This is a genomic window from Shimwellia blattae DSM 4481 = NBRC 105725, from assembly GCF_000262305.1.
Taxonomy (GTDB): domain Bacteria; phylum Pseudomonadota; class Gammaproteobacteria; order Enterobacterales; family Enterobacteriaceae; genus Shimwellia; species Shimwellia blattae.
The window spans coordinates 3,222,186-3,236,674 of sequence record NC_017910.1; the positions used below are offsets into that span (position 1 = coordinate 3,222,186).

Consider the following 14,489-nt stretch of genomic DNA (forward strand, 5'->3'; position numbering starts at 1 on the left):
GATTGTGAATACAGCGGGCACCTGCCGGTGCCCGCCGGTCTGTCAGCCTTTCGCCATTTCCTTTTCGATAAGCAGGATCAGGATATGGATAACTTTAATATGGATCTCCTGAATTCGGTCTGCATAACCAAAGTGCGGCACGCGGATTTCCACGTCTGCGCTACCGGCCATTTTGCCGCCGTCTTTACCGGTCAGGGTGATCACTTTCATTCCGCGGGCGCGGGCGGCCTCAATCGCTTTGATGATGTTGCCAGAGTTACCGGAAGTGGAAATGCCCAGCAGCACATCGCCTTCGCGCCCGACCGATTCCACATAGCGGGAGAAGACATATTCATAACCAAAATCATTGCTGACACAGGACAGATGGCTGACATCAGAAATGGCAATCGCCGGATACCCCGGGCGATTTTCGCGGTAGCGGCCGGTCAGCTCCTCCGCAAAGTGCATCGCGTCGCAGTGGGAGCCACCATTCCCGCAGGACAACACCTTGCCCCCGGCTTTGAAGCTGTCGGCCAGCATCACGGCCGCACGCCCGATAGCGCGAAGGTTGGCGTCTTCTTTAAGAAAACTGGCCAGTGTATCCGCCGCTTCATTCAGTTCACTACGAATCAGATCCTGGTACATGAGGGTATCCTTCATTATTTGCTGTTAACCCGGAAAGTGTACCGGATAGCGGGAAAAGCGGAAACCACTGCCCGGCGCTTTGCCGCGCTGTTTTTACCCGGGCTGTTACCAACATTGTGAGCCTCGTTGTAATTATTTTGTGAACATATTGCTAAATAAAATAACATCCACTACAACCTTATTATCCTAAGTGGTCAGACCTCCTACAAGATAAGGGGCATTTCGCTATGTTGATCCTGAGTGTTGTTGCAACGCTGGTGCTTTTGGGCATTCTCTTTTATCACCGGTTACGTCTGGTGTCTGGCAGTGTGATCCTGCTGGCGTGGACGGCATTACTGGGTGTTACGCATATCTGGTCAGCCTGGGTTTTGCTGCCGCTGGCCATCATTCTGGTGCCGTTTAATTTCCCCCCCATGCGTAAGGCACTGATTTCCGCCCCGGCATTCCGGGCATTTCGCAAAGTGATGCCACCGATGTCACGTACCGAGAAAGAAGCCATCGATGCCGGGACCACCTGGTGGGAGGGGGATCTGTTTCGCGGCGCGCCGGACTGGCAAAAACTGCATAACTACCCGCAGCCAAAACTCACCGCTGAGGAGCAGGCATTTATTGACGGCCCGGTAGAAGAGGCCTGCCGGATGGCGAATGACTTCCGGATCACCCACGAACTGGCCGATCTGCCCCCGGAATTATGGGCCTACCTCAAAGAGCACCGCTTCTTTGCGATGATCATTAAAAAAGAGTACGGCGGCCTGGAGTTTTCCGCCTATGCCCAGGCACGGGTGCTCCAGAAGCTGTCCGGCGTCTCCGGGATCCTGGCTATCACCGTTGGGGTGCCGAACTCCCTGGGCCCGGGGGAACTTTTACAGCACTACGGTACTGAAGAGCAGAAAAACCACTATCTGCCCCGCCTTGCCCGTGGTCAGGAGATCCCCTGCTTCGCACTGACCAGCCCGGAAGCCGGATCCGATGCGGGTGCCATTCCCGATACCGGGATCGTCTGCATGGGCGAATGGCAGGGCGAGCAGGTTCTGGGTATGCGCCTGACCTGGAACAAGCGTTATATCACCCTCGCCCCCATCGCCACCGTGCTGGGGCTGGCGTTTAAACTGTCAGATCCTGATCATCTGCTCGGCGATCGTGACGATCTGGGGATCACCTGTGCGCTGATCCCCACCAGCACCCCGGGGGTTGAGATAGGCAAGCGCCACTTCCCGCTTAACGTGCCGTTCCAGAATGGCCCTACCCGCGGTAAAGATATTTTCGTGCCGATTGACTATATCATCGGCGGCCCCCAGATGGCCGGTCAGGGCTGGCGTATGCTGGTTGAGTGTTTATCTGTCGGGCGCGGTATTACCCTGCCCTCTAATGCCACCGGCGGCCTGAAATCGGTGGCGATGGCGACCGGTGCTTATGCTCATATCCGCCGTCAGTTCAAAATCTCCATCGGCAAAATGGAAGGTATTGAAGAAGCGCTGGCCCGGATTGCCGGTAACGCCTGGGTGATGGATGCAGCCGCCTCCCTGGTCACTTACGGGATAATGCTGGGGGAAAAACCGGCGGTGCTGTCGGCTATCGTAAAATACCACTGCACCCATCGCGGGCAGCGGGCAATTATTGATGCCATGGACATCACCGGCGGTAAAGGCATTATGCTCGGAGAGAGTAATTTCCTGGCCCGCGCCTATGAGGGTGCCCCCATCGCGATTACGGTGGAAGGGGCCAACATTCTGACCCGCAGCATGATGATCTTCGGCCAGGGGGCTATCCGTTGCCATCCGTATGTGCTGGATGAAATGGCCGCCGCCCAGAATAACGATCTGCAGGCTTTTGACAAATTACTGTTCCGCCACATTGGCCATGTCGGCACCAGTAAAGTCCGCAGCCTGTGGCTGGGGATAACCGGCGGGCGGTTGAGCGCCTCTCCCACCCATGATGCCACCCGGCGCTATTACCAGCAGATGAACCGCCTGAGTGCTAACCTGGCGCTGCTGTCTGATGTTGCTATGGGTGTCCTCGGGGGCAGCCTGAAACGCAAAGAGCGGATCTCTGCCCGCCTGGGGGATGTGCTGAGCCAGCTGTATCTTGCCTCTGCGGTGCTCAAACGCTATGAAGATGAGGGCCGTAACGAGTCCGATCTGCCGCTGGTTCACTGGGGGGTTCAGGATGCACTGTTCCAGGCTGAGCAGGCGATTGTAGATCTGCTGCGTAACTTCCCGAACCGCCTGGTAGCCGGTGCCCTGCGGCTGGTGATTTTCCCGACCGGGCGCCAGCATCAGCCGCCGTCGGATAAGCTCGATCACCAGCTGGCTAAAATTCTTCAGGTGCCGTCTGCTACCCGTTCACGTATCGGCCGCGGCCAGTATCTGACCCCCAGCGAACACAACCCGGTCGGGCTGCTGGAAGCCGCACTGCTGGATATCATTGCCGCCGAGCCGATTCACGCCCGGCTGTGCAAAACCCTGGGTAAAAATCTGCCCTTTACCCGCCTGGATGCCCTGGCGAGCCAGGCGCTGGCCGGGGGGCACATTAACCAGGAAGAAGCGGCGATACTCACCCGGGCGGAAACCAGCCGCCTGCGGAGTATTAATGTTGATGAGTTTGATGCTGATGCACTGGCCACCCGGCCGCTAAAGTCCCCACAAGAAGTTCGTAAGGCCCAGGCGGCCTGAAACGAACCGGTGCGCTAAAAACCAAAGCGGAGCCTGACGGCTCCGCTTTTTTTTACCCGAATAACCGCAAATTACTGGTAATTAAACCCTTCAGGGTGGTTTTCCAGGCTCCCGCTCAGGGCCGCAAACAGCACGGTTTTACCATCAATCGATAAATCATCCGGCACGTTCAGCCAGCTGAGTTTTTCTGAGCTGGTTTTTTCATCCGTTTTTGAGAACAGACCGGCCATGGTTTTATCGTCTGCGCTGTAGATAACCGCGATACGCTCGCTGGCACAGTCGTGAGGTTTACAGGCACTGAAGACCTGATAGTGCTTACCCGCAAGGGTCACATCGTGGGCCGGGGACTCCGTAGCACCACGGGTCACCCAGCCTGGCAGGGTATGGCCTTTAACCATCGCCGCAAAGCCCGCTTTGGTGGCGCTGCCTGTGGCCAGGCTGCTGATGGTCACATCCGTTTGTGCCCAGGCACCGAATGTGGCCAGCATAAGGACACCCGCACCGATAATCTTCTTCATTCTCTGTCTCCCTGTATACGCCCCGGTATGGAGCGCTGTAAATAGAGCCTACGCGCAATGGCGTATGTTTGCCCCGCTACCGCCAAATTGCAAACGTCGGGCGTATGAATCATAACCACCCGCGCTGCAGAATCTTCCGGAATATGCCAGAGATGCTACAGTGAAAATACCAGTCTTAAGAAGGAACATTTTGTGTCTGTGCTTAAATTATCGTTGCTGCAGCAACCTCTGACGTGGATGGACGGTGCCGCAAATTTACGCCACTTCACCCGCCAGCTGGACGGGCTTGAGGGGCGCGATCTGATCGTCCTGCCGGAGATGTTCACCAGCGGGTTTGCCATGCAGGCCGCAAGCCACTCCATGCCGGAGCAGGAAGTCACCGACTGGATGCTGGCCAGCGCCTGCCGGTGCAATGCCATGATAGCCGCAAGTGCCGCCCTGCAAACCGCCAGCGGCCCGGTCAACCGCTTTTTACTGGTGCAGCCAGACGGTGTCGTTCACCACTATGACAAACGCCATCTGTTCCGTATGGCCGGGGAAGATGAATATTACCGGGCCGGTAGCCAGCGTATTATTGTGAACTGGCGCGGCTGGCGTATTCTGCCGCAGATCTGCTATGACCTGCGTTTCCCGGTGTGGTCCCGCAACCATAATGACTACGACCTGGCCCTGTATGTGGCCAACTGGCCCGCGCCGCGCAGTTTTCACTGGCAAACGCTGCTGTCTGCCAGAGCGATTGAAAACCAGGCCTGGGTTGCCGGTTGTAACCGGGTCGGGACCGATGGTAACGGCCTGCATTATCGCGGGGACAGCCGCATCATCAGCCCCCAGGGGGAAGTGGTTGCCGAAGCCCCACCCCACCAGGCGGCCCATATCAGCGCCGATCTCTCACACACTGCGCTTAATGAGTACCGGGAAAATTTCCCCGCCTGGCGCGACGCAGATACCTTTACCCTGTCACCCTGATTTTGTTGCGGGCGATGCATCGCCCGCGCGCGCCTTTCCCGCCAGCACAATGGCAAGGCTTGCGGCCAGAAACCCCGGCACCACGCCAAACAGATCAAAAATCCCGCCGTGGTTCTGGTTCCAGATCAACGCCACCAGCGCGCCGCTGATAAGCCCGAGAATAGCCCCCAGCCGGGTCATGGAGCGCCAGAACAGACTGAACAGAATAACCGGCCCGAAGGCGGCGCCAAACCCGCCCCAGGCATAAGCGACCATATTGAGTAAGGTGGTATCGGCCTTGTGCCGGGCCAGCAGAAACCCCACCAGCGCCACTGCCAGCACCGCAAGGCGTGCCACCAGCAGCACTTCGCGATCGGAGGCGCCGCGCCGCACATAGGCACGGTAAAAATCCTCCGATAATGTAGAAGAGCAGACCAGCAGCTGCGAATCGATAGTGCTCATGATCGACGCCAGCACCCCGGCGATAATCAGCCCGGCCACAAAGGGGTGGAAAATAGCCTGAGACAGGGCAATAAACACCGTTTCCCCGTTCGCCAGCGGCGCGGGAAAGTAGCTACGCCCCAGCCAGCCCACCAGCACGGCGGAGCACATGGTTATCGCCGTCCAGAGTACGGCAATCCGCCGGGACACCCCGATATCGCGCTGGTTACGCACACTCATAAAACGTACCAGTACATGGGGCTGCCCCAGGTAGCCAATGCACCAGCCGCTGAGAGATAAAATCCCCCAGAACCAGCCCATGTCCGGGCGTAAATCCGCAAACTGAAAGGCGAGGCTCTCCGGCGCGTCGTTGCCGCCGCCGGATATCCAGAAGAGGAGCGTCAGCGCGACCACCGCCAGGGAGAGCGCCATCATCAGCCCCTGGAAAAAATCGGTCCAGCAGACGGCCAGATACCCCCCGAGGAAGGTGTAAGAGACAATCACCAGCCCGCCGGTCAGCAGGGCGGTGTTGAAATCGATGTTAAAGGTGCTCTCAAACAGGATAGCCCCGCCACTTAACCCGGCCGCCACGTAAAAGGTAAAAAAGACCAGAATCACCAGCGAGGAGACCAGACGCAGCTGGTTATTGTTGTCGGTAAAGCGGTTGTGCAGATATTCAGGGATTGTTTGCGCATCCCCGAGCGTTTCGGTCAGCGCGCGCAGCCTCGGGGCGATAAACCGCCAGTTGATATACACACCGGCCAGAGTAAACAGCACAATCCACAGATTACTCAGCCCGCCGATATAGATAGCCCCCGGCAGCCCCATCAGCGCCCAGCCGCTAAGATCAGAGGCCCCGGCGCTCAGAGCCGCCACCGCAGGCGGCAGATTGCGGGAGCCAAGAATATAATCTGCCGTATTACGCGTGCGCCGGTAGAAGTACAGCCCCACCAGCAGCATCCCCACGAGATACAGCAAAAAAGCACCATGCAGATAAAACATAGCGGCCTCCGTTTACCGGCTGATTAGTAAGCGGACGCGCCATCCGTTTTAAGCGCGTGGGTTTCGGTTCCTTCAAGAGGCGGGTTAAAGACACTGACCAGTATCAGATCCTGATCAACACAGGCGCGCAGGTAGTGGCGATCGTGCTCATTAAGGACATAAATAGTACCGGGGACAATCGGGAAACGCTCACCGGCCATATTTTCGATTTCGCCTTCCCCGGCGATACAATAACAAGCCTCAAGGTGATTTTTATATTCCAGAAGTGATTCGCTCCCCCGGGTAACCACCGTATGACACAGGGTAAATCCCATATTATCCTGGCGCGTGAGTAAACGATGGCTCGTCCCGTTTCCCCAGTCAACAAAGTGTGCAGTGGCGGCGACATCCCGCAGTGTTCTGATAAACATCATAGCTCCCTGATTCAGTATTATGGGTATATATACCAGTGTGTGTTATTACCGGTTTGCCCCATAAAAAATAAGCTGGTGACCTATTCCGGTAATGAAGCCAGCCCTCATATCCCGGCCGGAGAAAGACCTTATCCCAATCCGGATAGCTATTTAAATCGCAGGAATATCTATTTATATCGGTCATTTTAAAATCAATATCTGCCTGACATCCCCGGCAAAACGCGCCCGGCAGCCCGGCCATACACACACCCTTAGCATGGTTACTCTTTCTTTTATATAGCTATGCGCCGCCGGGCCCCCAGCGGATAAAAAACAATCAGAAGTTTTTATGTATTGCCCGGCAGGACAACCTGGTGCGTTAAGATCAGCGCCCCGCCATCACTCACCGTTACGGCAATCTGCGTGGAGCCGCCTGAGGGTACAGAAAAACGCATGCGCCCCAGCGCTTGCTGCTGGTTGGCGTTAAGGTTTACCTCCCCGCTCTGGCGGCTGGTGCTGTTTCCGGCACTGCCCTGTTGTGTCACGGCAACCGTGACCTGGCATGTGCAGGGTTCAGTCACACTGACCATCGGGGTGATTTCATAATACTGCGCGTCATGATGCATATCGAACCACAACTGGTTAGACACCATTGCGGCAACAAGGACCAGATGCATATCTCTCCTCCCCCAGGCTGTGCACTAAAAAAACAGGGCATAAGCCCTGTTTTTTCTGGCTTCCGCTCTGACCCCGGAAGCTGAATTCATTAATTTTTGTTACTGATTTGTAACTGCAACGTTACCAAAACCAACCTGAGTTACGCTGGTCAGCGTGCCGCTGGTGTGCTGCTGTGCCGTGGCGCTGTTTGCGAAGCCGGTCTGGGAGATCAGGACTTTGCTGCTGTCTGCGCTCTGGTTCACATAGGCATTGTTAAAATGCCCTTTCTGGTTGACATCAATCAGGCTGTTATCGCCTGTCTGAATTGTTGTGGCGCTGTTTTTATCGCCCTGCTGGCTAATATCGGTCAGCGATTTTTTAGCCGAACTTTGCGTCGCTCCCGCGTAGTTTGATTTCCCGTCCTGGTAAATCTGAATTTCAGAATTCCAGTTGGTAGTCTGGAAGGTTGGCAGGCCAGTCGACGGATGCCCGTGGTCTGGTCTGCCACGATCGGAGGAAGAATCTGCAAACGCACTACCACTGATGACTAATGCAGAGACTGCCACAATTTTCCAAAGTTTCATGTTGCTACCCCATTAGTTAAATATCGAATGTTATATGAACGTATGCTGCTTAATGTTGAGTCACTCTGATCGCCATGCCTGACGAGCGTTGTACGACCCCACTACTCTGGTTCGCACCATTCTGGTTAATTTCAGTTATGCCCTTGCCGTGTTGCAGGATATAAGCTGAATTACCAAAATTCCTCTGGGTTATTGACGCATCACCACCGCTACCGCTTTGTGATATATATGCAAAATTATCACTGCCTGACTGGTATATATCTGCGTCATTCCCGTAACCTGATTGTCTTACAAATGCAGTATTCTCCGAGCCTATTTGCCAGATAGCGCTCGAATTTCTCCCCGGTGACTGGGTACTATAGGCCCGGTTATTACTGCCGTGCTGATAAATTAACGAGCTACTCCCTGACGAGCTTCGCGCATCAGAAATATGCGAAGCCATATTCCGGTCATTCATTTCTGAATAATCCAGATCATATTGCTGGGCGTGAACAACCCAGGATGCTGATAATAATGCCAGGGTCAGTAAAATACGTTTCATGCTGGCCCCCCTGTATCTACCCGGCGACAGAATCTCACTGACGAAGTGATTATGGATGTTGCGGGGAAATGTAAACTCACCTGCCGGTGGTATTTTATTTAATCCCTCACCAGAAAGTATCAACCCGCCAGGAAAGCCCGGTCGCCCCCCTTCGGCCCCAGGCCGGATAACGCCCTCACCCGGTTGGCGTATCCCCTACGGGCTTTCGAACGAAATATATCTGATAAAAATATCATGCAATTCAGTGTGATATACTTAAAGCACCGTTAAGACTGGGGCCAGACACCCAAAAATAAGATTTTTCTTAGCCTAAAACATACGCCGGAGATGACATTTTAAAATTTGAAAACAACTTATTTATCATCAAATTGCAAAGAATTTTGTTGCAAAAAAAGTGTGGTTTTTAAATAAAAAAATACATCCGGTTACATTTAGTAACAGAAATAACCCTTGCTAAGAAATGGCTAAAAGCTAGATTGATCCAGTGTCACGCATAAACCTTTTTAATGAGCTTATGCGGCTGATCAGTATATTGCCTGTACGGGGTATGCCGACTACACACAGCTATCGATTTACAAAAAAATAAATCATTGCCTCTGGTGCTTTTTCATGAAAAAGCGCAGGTTGCGAATGGCTGTAAAAATATAATAATCACAACAGGGTTTCATTATGACTAATGAAGCAGCAATTGATTCGAATACCCTTTTGTTAGTGACAAAACCATCTTTGCAAGCAAGCGCGTTATTGCAGCAACTGAAGAATCTCGTGGGTATTAATACCAGACTACATAACATCCAGAAATCAATGGATGAAACCATTGCGCATAATACGCTGATACTTTTCGATATGATGGAGGCAGATCGCCGTATCATAGAGATTTGGCAGTCAGCCATGAGCCGTTACCATGAAAGCGTAAAACTGTTATTACTGAATACACCAGACAGTTATCACTTTCATGATATTGAAACCTGGCCACGGATCAGTGCTGTTTTTTACCTGTCCAGCGACGGTAAAAAAGTTGTGGAGGGGATCAAAAACGTTATTCGCGGCGAGTGCTACTTCTCGCAAGAGTTTGCCAATTACCTGCTTACGCAGTCCGGCACATTCCGGCAGATCCACGGTGAGGCATCCAGCCTGACGCACCGGGAAAAAGAGATCCTGAACAAACTGAGGATTGGCGCCTCCAATACCGAGATCGCCCGCTTACTGTTTATCAGTGAGAACACGGTAAAAACACATCTGTATAAACTCTTTAAGAAAATATCCGTCAAAAACCGCACTCAGGCGGCGTCCTGGGCTAACAATAACCTTAAGCGTTAATTATATGGCCAGCCGGAATAAAATTTGCTGGCTCATGCTGGTATTGCTCTATATCACCGGCGTGAATGCGCAGAGTGCGGAACTCCAGGATCCTGGGTTAATTACTGACCGGACAGTAACCCTGGTCGGGCACAGCTTTTATCGCGGGTTTACCGATAAATGGGAGCAAAATTATCCCGAAACGATCACCATAAATGAAAAACCCAGCGCCCGCTGGGGAAGCTGGATCACAATAAAAATAGGTCAGGACACCTTATATCAGACATTGTTATTTCCAAATCGAAAAAATTTCAATAAGGAAGTGGATACCGCCATTGCGGGAGTTGCTGAAGCCATATCACGACGTCAATTAGACAAAGCGTTACTTGGAACCGGGGAGCTTGCCCATGACGAATTTTAATACAAATTCTGTTTTAAGGAGTGCATCGTGAAGAGCCTGTTAAATATACTACGCCCGGCTATTCTGCTTATGTTACTGATAATATCCCCGCTCTCCTGGGGCGGGAATATGGTATATCAATTTATTAACCCTAACTTTGGCGGTAACCCCAATAACGGCACCTATCTGCTTAATGGTGCCCAGGCCCAGAACTCCTATAAGGATCCTGACGGCTACGATTTTGATGCCAACTCATATTCTGCCCTGGATAATTTCACCACGGCTATTCAGTCACAACTGCTGAGTAACCTGATGGGAAATGTCAGCCAGGGTCTGCCCGGGCGCATGGTCACACAGGATTTCATCGTGGATATACGTAATACCGATGGCGAATTAATGATGAACGTGACCGATCGCAAGAGCGGTAAAGTTTCCACCATTCAGGTTCAGGGTTTGTCTACGTCAAACTGATGCCGACGCTCAATAAAAACAGGAATGTCATTATGCGCATGCGCTGCTATTTATTACTTCTCGCTGCTTTTATGTTGACCGGATGCCTGACGGCAGCCCCAAAAGAGGCCGCAAAGCCCACACTGTTACCACGAGCACAAAGCTATACCGATTTAACCAATCTCCCCCCTGCGGCGGGGCGGATATTTGTCTCGGTCTATAATATTCAGGATGAGACCGGCCAGTTTAAGCCCTACCCGGCCAGTAACTTTTCTACCGCAGTGCCCCAAAGCGCCACGGCGATGCTGGTTTCAGCCCTTAAAGACTCTAAATGGTTTATTCCTCTGGAGCGCCAGGGCCTGCAAAATTTGCTTAATGAGCGCAAAATCATCCGGGCGGCTCAGGAAAACGGTAGCGTGGCTATCAATAACCGCCAGCCCCTGTCATCACTGGTGGCGGCCAATATCCTGATTGAGGGCTCGATTATTGGCTATGAGAGCAATGTTAAATCTGGCGGTGCCGGGGCCCGTTATTTCGGTATTGGCGCCAGCACCCAGTATCAGCTGGATCAGATAGCGGTGAACCTCCGGGCGGTCAATGTGAATACCGGCGAGGTGTTGTCATCGGTTAATACCAGTAAAACGATACTGTCTTATGAAGTTCAGGCGGGAGTGTTCCGGTTTATTGACTACCAGCGGTTGCTGGAAGGAGAGCTGGGCTATACCACCAATGAGCCGGTCATGCTGTGCCTGATGTCGGCCATAGAAACCGGTGTTATCTATCTGGTCAACGACGGCATTACCCGTAATCTCTGGCAGCTACAGAACCCGGCGGATGTTAATGCCCCGGTACTGCAGCGCTACAAAAACGTACCGATACCGCTTGAAGAATCCTGAGCCGCTAAAACGACGAAAGCCTGAATCAGTGACGATTCAGGCTTTCTTAAATAGTGGCGGAACGGACGGGACTCGAACCCGCGACCCCCTGCGTGACAGGCAGGTATTCTAACCAACTGAACTACCGCTCCGCGTTGTGTTCCCCGTCGGGAACGAGGCGCATATTACGGTCTGGCCGTACTGGCGTCAACGGTTTTTCTCATCTTTTTAATCGTTTGCTGCAATTTTAGCCGTCCGCGCTGTTTTAAGCGCTTAAGTGCGCTCTTCAGCCCCGCCACATGCAGCTTCCGCCCTTCTTCTGCACCAGGTCAAGGCGCTGTTCATGGGCGTTAAGCTCCTCGTCACTGGCCATAACGACCCGTAGACTACCGGCACGGCGATGAATCCGCTGAATTGCCCCCTCACTCTGGCGCTGCTGCCCTTCGTTTTCGCTCGCAAATTTCAGCGATGTCTGCCCGCCGGTCATCGCCAGATAAACATCGGCCAGGATCTGGGCATCCAGCAGTGCCCCGTGCAGGGTTCGCTTACTGTTGTCTATCTCATAGCGGGAGCATAACGCATCGAGGCTGTTACGCTTGCCGGGAAACATACGCCGCGCCAGCGCCAGGCTGTCGGTTATCTTACAGAAGGTGTCGGTCTTCGGCAGGTTACGACCCAGCTTGCTGAATTCATAATCCATAAAGCCGATATCAAACGAGGCGTTATGAATGACCAGCTCCGCCCCGCGGATGTAGTCAATAAACCCGTCGGCCACTGCGGCGAAGTCCGGTTTATCCAGCAAAAACTCATCCGCAATACCGTGTACGTTAAAGGCTTCGGGATCCACCAGCCGATCCGGCTTCAGATACACATGATAGTTATTGCCCGTTAAACGCCGGTTGATCACCTCCACCGCACCAATCTCTATGATCCGGTGCCCTTCATAGTGGGCGCCTATCTGGTTCATACCGGTGGTTTCGGTATCGAGGACTATCTGTCGTGTAATTGCAGTGCTCATAGGGCTCGTTTATGTCAGACTTAAGTTTTTAATCACAGGAAGTCTACCAGAGATGCGTAAAGAGGTAGAAATTTTCACCGACGGCTCCTGCCTTGGCAACCCGGGGCCCGGTGGCTATGGGGCTATTTTGCGTTACCAGCAGCACGAGAAAACCTTCAGCGCGGGATACCGGCTGACCACCAATAACCGCATGGAGCTGCTGGCCGCCATCGTGGCGCTGGAAGCGCTACGCGAGCACTGCAATATCACACTCAGTACCGACAGCCAGTACGTGCGCCAGGGCATAACCCAGTGGATCCACAACTGGAAAAAACGTGGCTGGAAAACCGCCGATAAAAAACCGGTGAAAAATGTCGATCTCTGGCAGCGGCTGGATGCGGCGCTCAGCCAGCATCACATCACCTGGCAGTGGGTTAAAGGCCATGCGGGGCACCCGGAAAACGAACGCTGTGATGAGCTGGCCCGCGCGGCGGCTAATCATCCCACTTTTGAGGACGAGGGGTATCTTCCCGGGACGCCTGCGTCCTGAGCGGCTCCCGGTACTGGCGGGTGGCCCCCACCGCCGGGCGTAGCTGGGCATTTTCTTTGCGCTTTTTCTGTGGGTTGAGCGTCAGCGGGATGGTGCGCTTACGGGCGACAATCACCTGCATGCACCCCAGCGCCGGCAGATGCGCGTTAAGCAAATTTCCCCCCAGGCGCTGCCAGGGCAGAACATGGAAGTTCGCCTGATAGAGCACTTCAAAATTGAGCAGCGCGGCCCAGTCTGTCAGGCGCATCATACTGAACATACGGCTATTATAGGGAACACGCCTGCGCTGAACCGGCAGACATTTCCCGAGCCCCAGCAGGCTTACCGGGTTAAAACCGCTGAGTATCATCCAGCCGTCGTCAATCAGTACCCTATCCACCTCGCGCACCAGGCAGTGGGGATCCGGGCTCCATGGCAGCAAATGCGCCAGCAGGCAGGCATCGACAGAGCGGTTCTCAAAAGGCAGCTGGTGCGGATCGGCCAGCACCTGAACCCGCTCCCCGGCAGACGCCACGGTAACCTGATGTGAAATAGCGCAATTATCAGTGTTAAGCTCAGCACTCAGGGGGCCAATTTTCAGCAGGTGGAAGCCAAACATTTTGGCGAGCCACGGCTGCAACTGGCGGTCGAGCGCTTCCCGGTAGTATTCTCCCCAGGGTATATCGGCCCAGTGCTGCGGCGCTGTGAGTTTCTGAGGTATCCTTGCCGGTTTCATGACCACCTTCCATATACGCAACGAGAGGTATTTTATGAATCTTACCAGTATTCCAGCCTTTCAGGACAATTACATCTGGGTACTCAGCAATAACAACCGCCAGTGCCTGATTGTTGATCCCGGTGAGGCTGAGCCTGTCCTGCGCGCCATTGATGAGCATCACTGGCAACCCGCGGGGATCCTGCTGACTCATCACCATGCTGATCATGTCGGTGGGGTAAAGGCGCTTGTTGCGCGCTTTCCGGCATTGCCGGTCTGGGGGCCGGAAGAGACCCGTAATAAAGGAGCGAATCATATTGTCACCGGGGGAGATAGCATCAGCGTGATGGGGCTGACCCTTAAGGCAATATTCACGCCAGGTCACACTTCCGGACATTTGTGTTACTACAGCAAGCCTTATCTTTTTTGTGGCGATACGTTATTTTCTGGTGGCTGCGGGCGGCTTTTTGAAGGCACAGCAGATGAAATGTATCAGTCATTTCAAAAACTTAATGCACTTCCCGCCGACACATTGATATGTTGCGCACATGAGTACACATTAAGTAATCTTGAGTTTTCCGCGTCTGTTCTTCCCCGGGATCCGGCCATCATTCAATACCTCCATGAAGTTAAGGAGTTACGGGCAAAAAAACAAAAAACGTTGCCTTCAACCCTGGAAAAGGAGCGGGAAATTAATATTTTCTTAAGAGTTGATGATATTGATTTAATTAAAGAAATATGCAAAGAAACATCTTTGCAACACCCTCAGCAGCGATTTGCCTGGCTACGCGCCAGGAAAGACAGCTTCTGAATAATCTTACTTGTTTTCTGGCCGCTTCGACTGTACT

17 protein-coding genes and 1 tRNA gene are annotated in these 14,489 nt (G+C 53.4%); 8 read left to right on the forward strand and 10 right to left on the reverse strand.

Translation table 11 applies throughout. The features are described from left to right. Window positions 1-42: 42 nt before the first annotated feature. Window positions 43-624 carry a D-sedoheptulose 7-phosphate isomerase gene (gene lpcA / locus EBL_RS15150; RefSeq protein WP_002444547.1) on the reverse strand — a complete coding sequence of 194 codons (582 nt, stop codon included), beginning with the start codon at window positions 622-624 and terminating at the stop codon, window positions 43-45. A 227-nt stretch (window positions 625-851) separates the two neighbouring features. Between lpcA and fadE the strand changes: the two genes are divergently transcribed. After that, window positions 852-3,296, forward strand: coding sequence for an acyl-CoA dehydrogenase FadE (gene fadE, locus EBL_RS15155; protein WP_002444549.1), 2,445 nt, complete (start codon window positions 852-854; stop codon window positions 3,294-3,296). Window positions 3,297-3,367: 71 nt separating this feature from the next. Here fadE and ivy read toward each other — a convergent pair whose 3' ends face one another. Continuing rightward, window positions 3,368-3,814, reverse strand: coding sequence for an Ivy family C-type lysozyme inhibitor (gene ivy / locus EBL_RS15160; protein ID WP_002444550.1), 447 nt, complete (start codon window positions 3,812-3,814; stop codon window positions 3,368-3,370). Between the two features lie 192 nt (window positions 3,815-4,006). Here ivy and EBL_RS15165 point away from each other — a divergent pair, with 192 nt between their 5' ends. Further along, window positions 4,007-4,780: an amidohydrolase gene (locus EBL_RS15165; RefSeq protein ID WP_002444552.1), complete on the forward strand. Its 774-nt coding sequence runs from the start codon at window positions 4,007-4,009 to the stop codon at window positions 4,778-4,780. On the opposite strand, the gene putP is transcribed toward EBL_RS15165, so the two are convergent. The 5 genes from putP to EBL_RS20130 form a co-directional block, all read right to left on the reverse strand. Next, window positions 4,772-6,202, reverse strand: a complete 1,431-nt coding sequence (putP, locus tag EBL_RS15170) for a sodium/proline symporter PutP (RefSeq protein ID WP_002444554.1) — start codon at window positions 6,200-6,202, stop codon at window positions 4,772-4,774. The two genes, EBL_RS15165 and putP, sit on opposite strands and share 9 nt — an antisense overlap. Window positions 6,203-6,225: 23 nt before the next feature. Then, window positions 6,226-6,615 (reverse strand): ectoine synthase, encoded by a 390-nt coding sequence (locus EBL_RS15175; RefSeq protein ID WP_002444556.1) that lies wholly within the window; start codon window positions 6,613-6,615, stop codon window positions 6,226-6,228. Window positions 6,616-6,941: 326 nt separating this feature from the next. Beyond that, the gene (gene csgC, locus EBL_RS15180; protein WP_002444558.1) at window positions 6,942-7,271 is read right to left on the reverse strand and encodes a curli assembly chaperone CsgC; all 330 of its coding nucleotides are present in this window, start codon (window positions 7,269-7,271) and stop codon (window positions 6,942-6,944) included. Between the two features lie 99 nt (window positions 7,272-7,370). Next, a complete protein-coding gene (gene csgA, locus EBL_RS15185) occupies window positions 7,371-7,835 on the reverse strand; it encodes a curli major subunit CsgA (protein ID WP_002444561.1) in 465 nt (154 codons plus the stop codon). Between the two features lie 49 nt (window positions 7,836-7,884). After that, the gene (locus tag EBL_RS20130; RefSeq protein WP_002444564.1) at window positions 7,885-8,376 is read right to left on the reverse strand and encodes a curlin; all 492 of its coding nucleotides are present in this window, start codon (window positions 8,374-8,376) and stop codon (window positions 7,885-7,887) included. A gap of 669 nt (window positions 8,377-9,045) precedes the next feature. Between EBL_RS20130 and csgD the strand changes: the two genes are divergently transcribed. From csgD to csgG, 4 genes are all read left to right on the forward strand, one after another. Beyond that, window positions 9,046-9,696, forward strand: coding sequence for a biofilm master transcriptional regulator CsgD (gene csgD, locus EBL_RS15190; RefSeq protein ID WP_002444566.1), 651 nt, complete (start codon window positions 9,046-9,048; stop codon window positions 9,694-9,696). A gap of 4 nt (window positions 9,697-9,700) precedes the next feature. Then, on the forward strand, window positions 9,701-10,096 hold the full coding sequence (gene csgE / locus EBL_RS15195; protein WP_002444567.1) for a curli production assembly/transport protein CsgE: 396 nt from the start codon (window positions 9,701-9,703) through the stop codon (window positions 10,094-10,096). Between the two features lie 69 nt (window positions 10,097-10,165). Next, entirely contained in the window at window positions 10,166-10,546 is a 381-nt protein-coding gene (gene csgF, locus EBL_RS15200; RefSeq protein ID WP_174270570.1) for a curli production assembly/transport protein CsgF, read from the forward strand. 38 nt (window positions 10,547-10,584) lie between these two features. Continuing rightward, the gene (csgG, locus tag EBL_RS15205) at window positions 10,585-11,421 is read left to right on the forward strand and encodes a curli production assembly/transport protein CsgG (protein ID WP_034920532.1); all 837 of its coding nucleotides are present in this window, start codon (window positions 10,585-10,587) and stop codon (window positions 11,419-11,421) included. A 54-nt stretch (window positions 11,422-11,475) separates the two neighbouring features. Here csgG and EBL_RS15210 read toward each other — a convergent pair. Both EBL_RS15210 and dnaQ read right to left on the reverse strand, forming a co-directional pair. After that, window positions 11,476-11,552: transfer RNA gene (locus tag EBL_RS15210), tRNA-Asp, on the reverse strand. Window positions 11,553-11,686: 134 nt separating this feature from the next. Continuing rightward, window positions 11,687-12,418 carry a DNA polymerase III subunit epsilon gene (dnaQ, locus tag EBL_RS15215; RefSeq protein ID WP_002444573.1) on the reverse strand — a complete coding sequence of 244 codons (732 nt, stop codon included), beginning with the start codon at window positions 12,416-12,418 and terminating at the stop codon, window positions 11,687-11,689. On the opposite strand from dnaQ, the gene rnhA reads away from it, so the two are divergent. Next, window positions 12,372-12,947 carry a ribonuclease HI gene (gene rnhA, locus EBL_RS15220; RefSeq protein ID WP_162138182.1) on the forward strand — a complete coding sequence of 192 codons (576 nt, stop codon included), beginning with the start codon at window positions 12,372-12,374 and terminating at the stop codon, window positions 12,945-12,947. The two genes, dnaQ and rnhA, sit on opposite strands and share 47 nt — an antisense overlap. On the opposite strand, the gene EBL_RS15225 is transcribed toward rnhA, so the two are convergent. Next, window positions 12,892-13,662, reverse strand: coding sequence for a class I SAM-dependent methyltransferase (locus EBL_RS15225; RefSeq protein WP_002444576.1), 771 nt, complete (start codon window positions 13,660-13,662; stop codon window positions 12,892-12,894). The two genes, rnhA and EBL_RS15225, sit on opposite strands and share 56 nt — an antisense overlap. A 34-nt stretch (window positions 13,663-13,696) precedes the next feature. Here EBL_RS15225 and gloB point away from each other — a divergent pair, with 34 nt between their 5' ends. Beyond that, on the forward strand, window positions 13,697-14,452 hold the full coding sequence (gloB, locus tag EBL_RS15230) for a hydroxyacylglutathione hydrolase (protein WP_002444577.1): 756 nt from the start codon (window positions 13,697-13,699) through the stop codon (window positions 14,450-14,452). Window positions 14,453-14,489 lie beyond the last annotated feature (37 nt).

What these genes read in the sequence shown, in the direction of transcription:
- lpcA (WP_002444547.1), bottom strand. Translation starts at nt 624, where the DNA reads ATGTACCAGGATCTGATTCGTAGTGAACTGAATGAAGCGGCGGATACA.
- fadE (WP_002444549.1), top strand. Translation starts at nt 852, where the DNA reads ATGTTGATCCTGAGTGTTGTTGCAACGCTGGTGCTTTTGGGCATTCTC.
- ivy (WP_002444550.1), bottom strand. Translation starts at nt 3,814, where the DNA reads ATGAAGAAGATTATCGGTGCGGGTGTCCTTATGCTGGCCACATTCGGT.
- putP (WP_002444554.1), bottom strand. Translation starts at nt 6,202, where the DNA reads ATGTTTTATCTGCATGGTGCTTTTTTGCTGTATCTCGTGGGGATGCTG.
- EBL_RS15175 (WP_002444556.1), bottom strand. Translation starts at nt 6,615, where the DNA reads ATGATGTTTATCAGAACACTGCGGGATGTCGCCGCCACTGCACACTTT.
- csgC (WP_002444558.1), bottom strand. Translation starts at nt 7,271, where the DNA reads ATGCATCTGGTCCTTGTTGCCGCAATGGTGTCTAACCAGTTGTGGTTC.
- csgA (WP_002444561.1), bottom strand. Translation starts at nt 7,835, where the DNA reads ATGAAACTTTGGAAAATTGTGGCAGTCTCTGCATTAGTCATCAGTGGT.
- EBL_RS20130 (WP_002444564.1), bottom strand. Translation starts at nt 8,376, where the DNA reads ATGAAACGTATTTTACTGACCCTGGCATTATTATCAGCATCCTGGGTT.
- csgD (WP_002444566.1), top strand. Translation starts at nt 9,046, where the DNA reads ATGACTAATGAAGCAGCAATTGATTCGAATACCCTTTTGTTAGTGACA.
- csgE (WP_002444567.1), top strand. Translation starts at nt 9,701, where the DNA reads ATGGCCAGCCGGAATAAAATTTGCTGGCTCATGCTGGTATTGCTCTAT.
- csgF (WP_174270570.1), top strand. Translation starts at nt 10,166, where the DNA reads ATGTTACTGATAATATCCCCGCTCTCCTGGGGCGGGAATATGGTATAT.
- csgG (WP_034920532.1), top strand. Translation starts at nt 10,585, where the DNA reads ATGCGCTGCTATTTATTACTTCTCGCTGCTTTTATGTTGACCGGATGC.
- dnaQ (WP_002444573.1), bottom strand. Translation starts at nt 12,418, where the DNA reads ATGAGCACTGCAATTACACGACAGATAGTCCTCGATACCGAAACCACC.
- EBL_RS15225 (WP_002444576.1), bottom strand. Translation starts at nt 13,662, where the DNA reads ATGAAACCGGCAAGGATACCTCAGAAACTCACAGCGCCGCAGCACTGG.
- gloB (WP_002444577.1), top strand. Translation starts at nt 13,697, where the DNA reads ATGAATCTTACCAGTATTCCAGCCTTTCAGGACAATTACATCTGGGTA.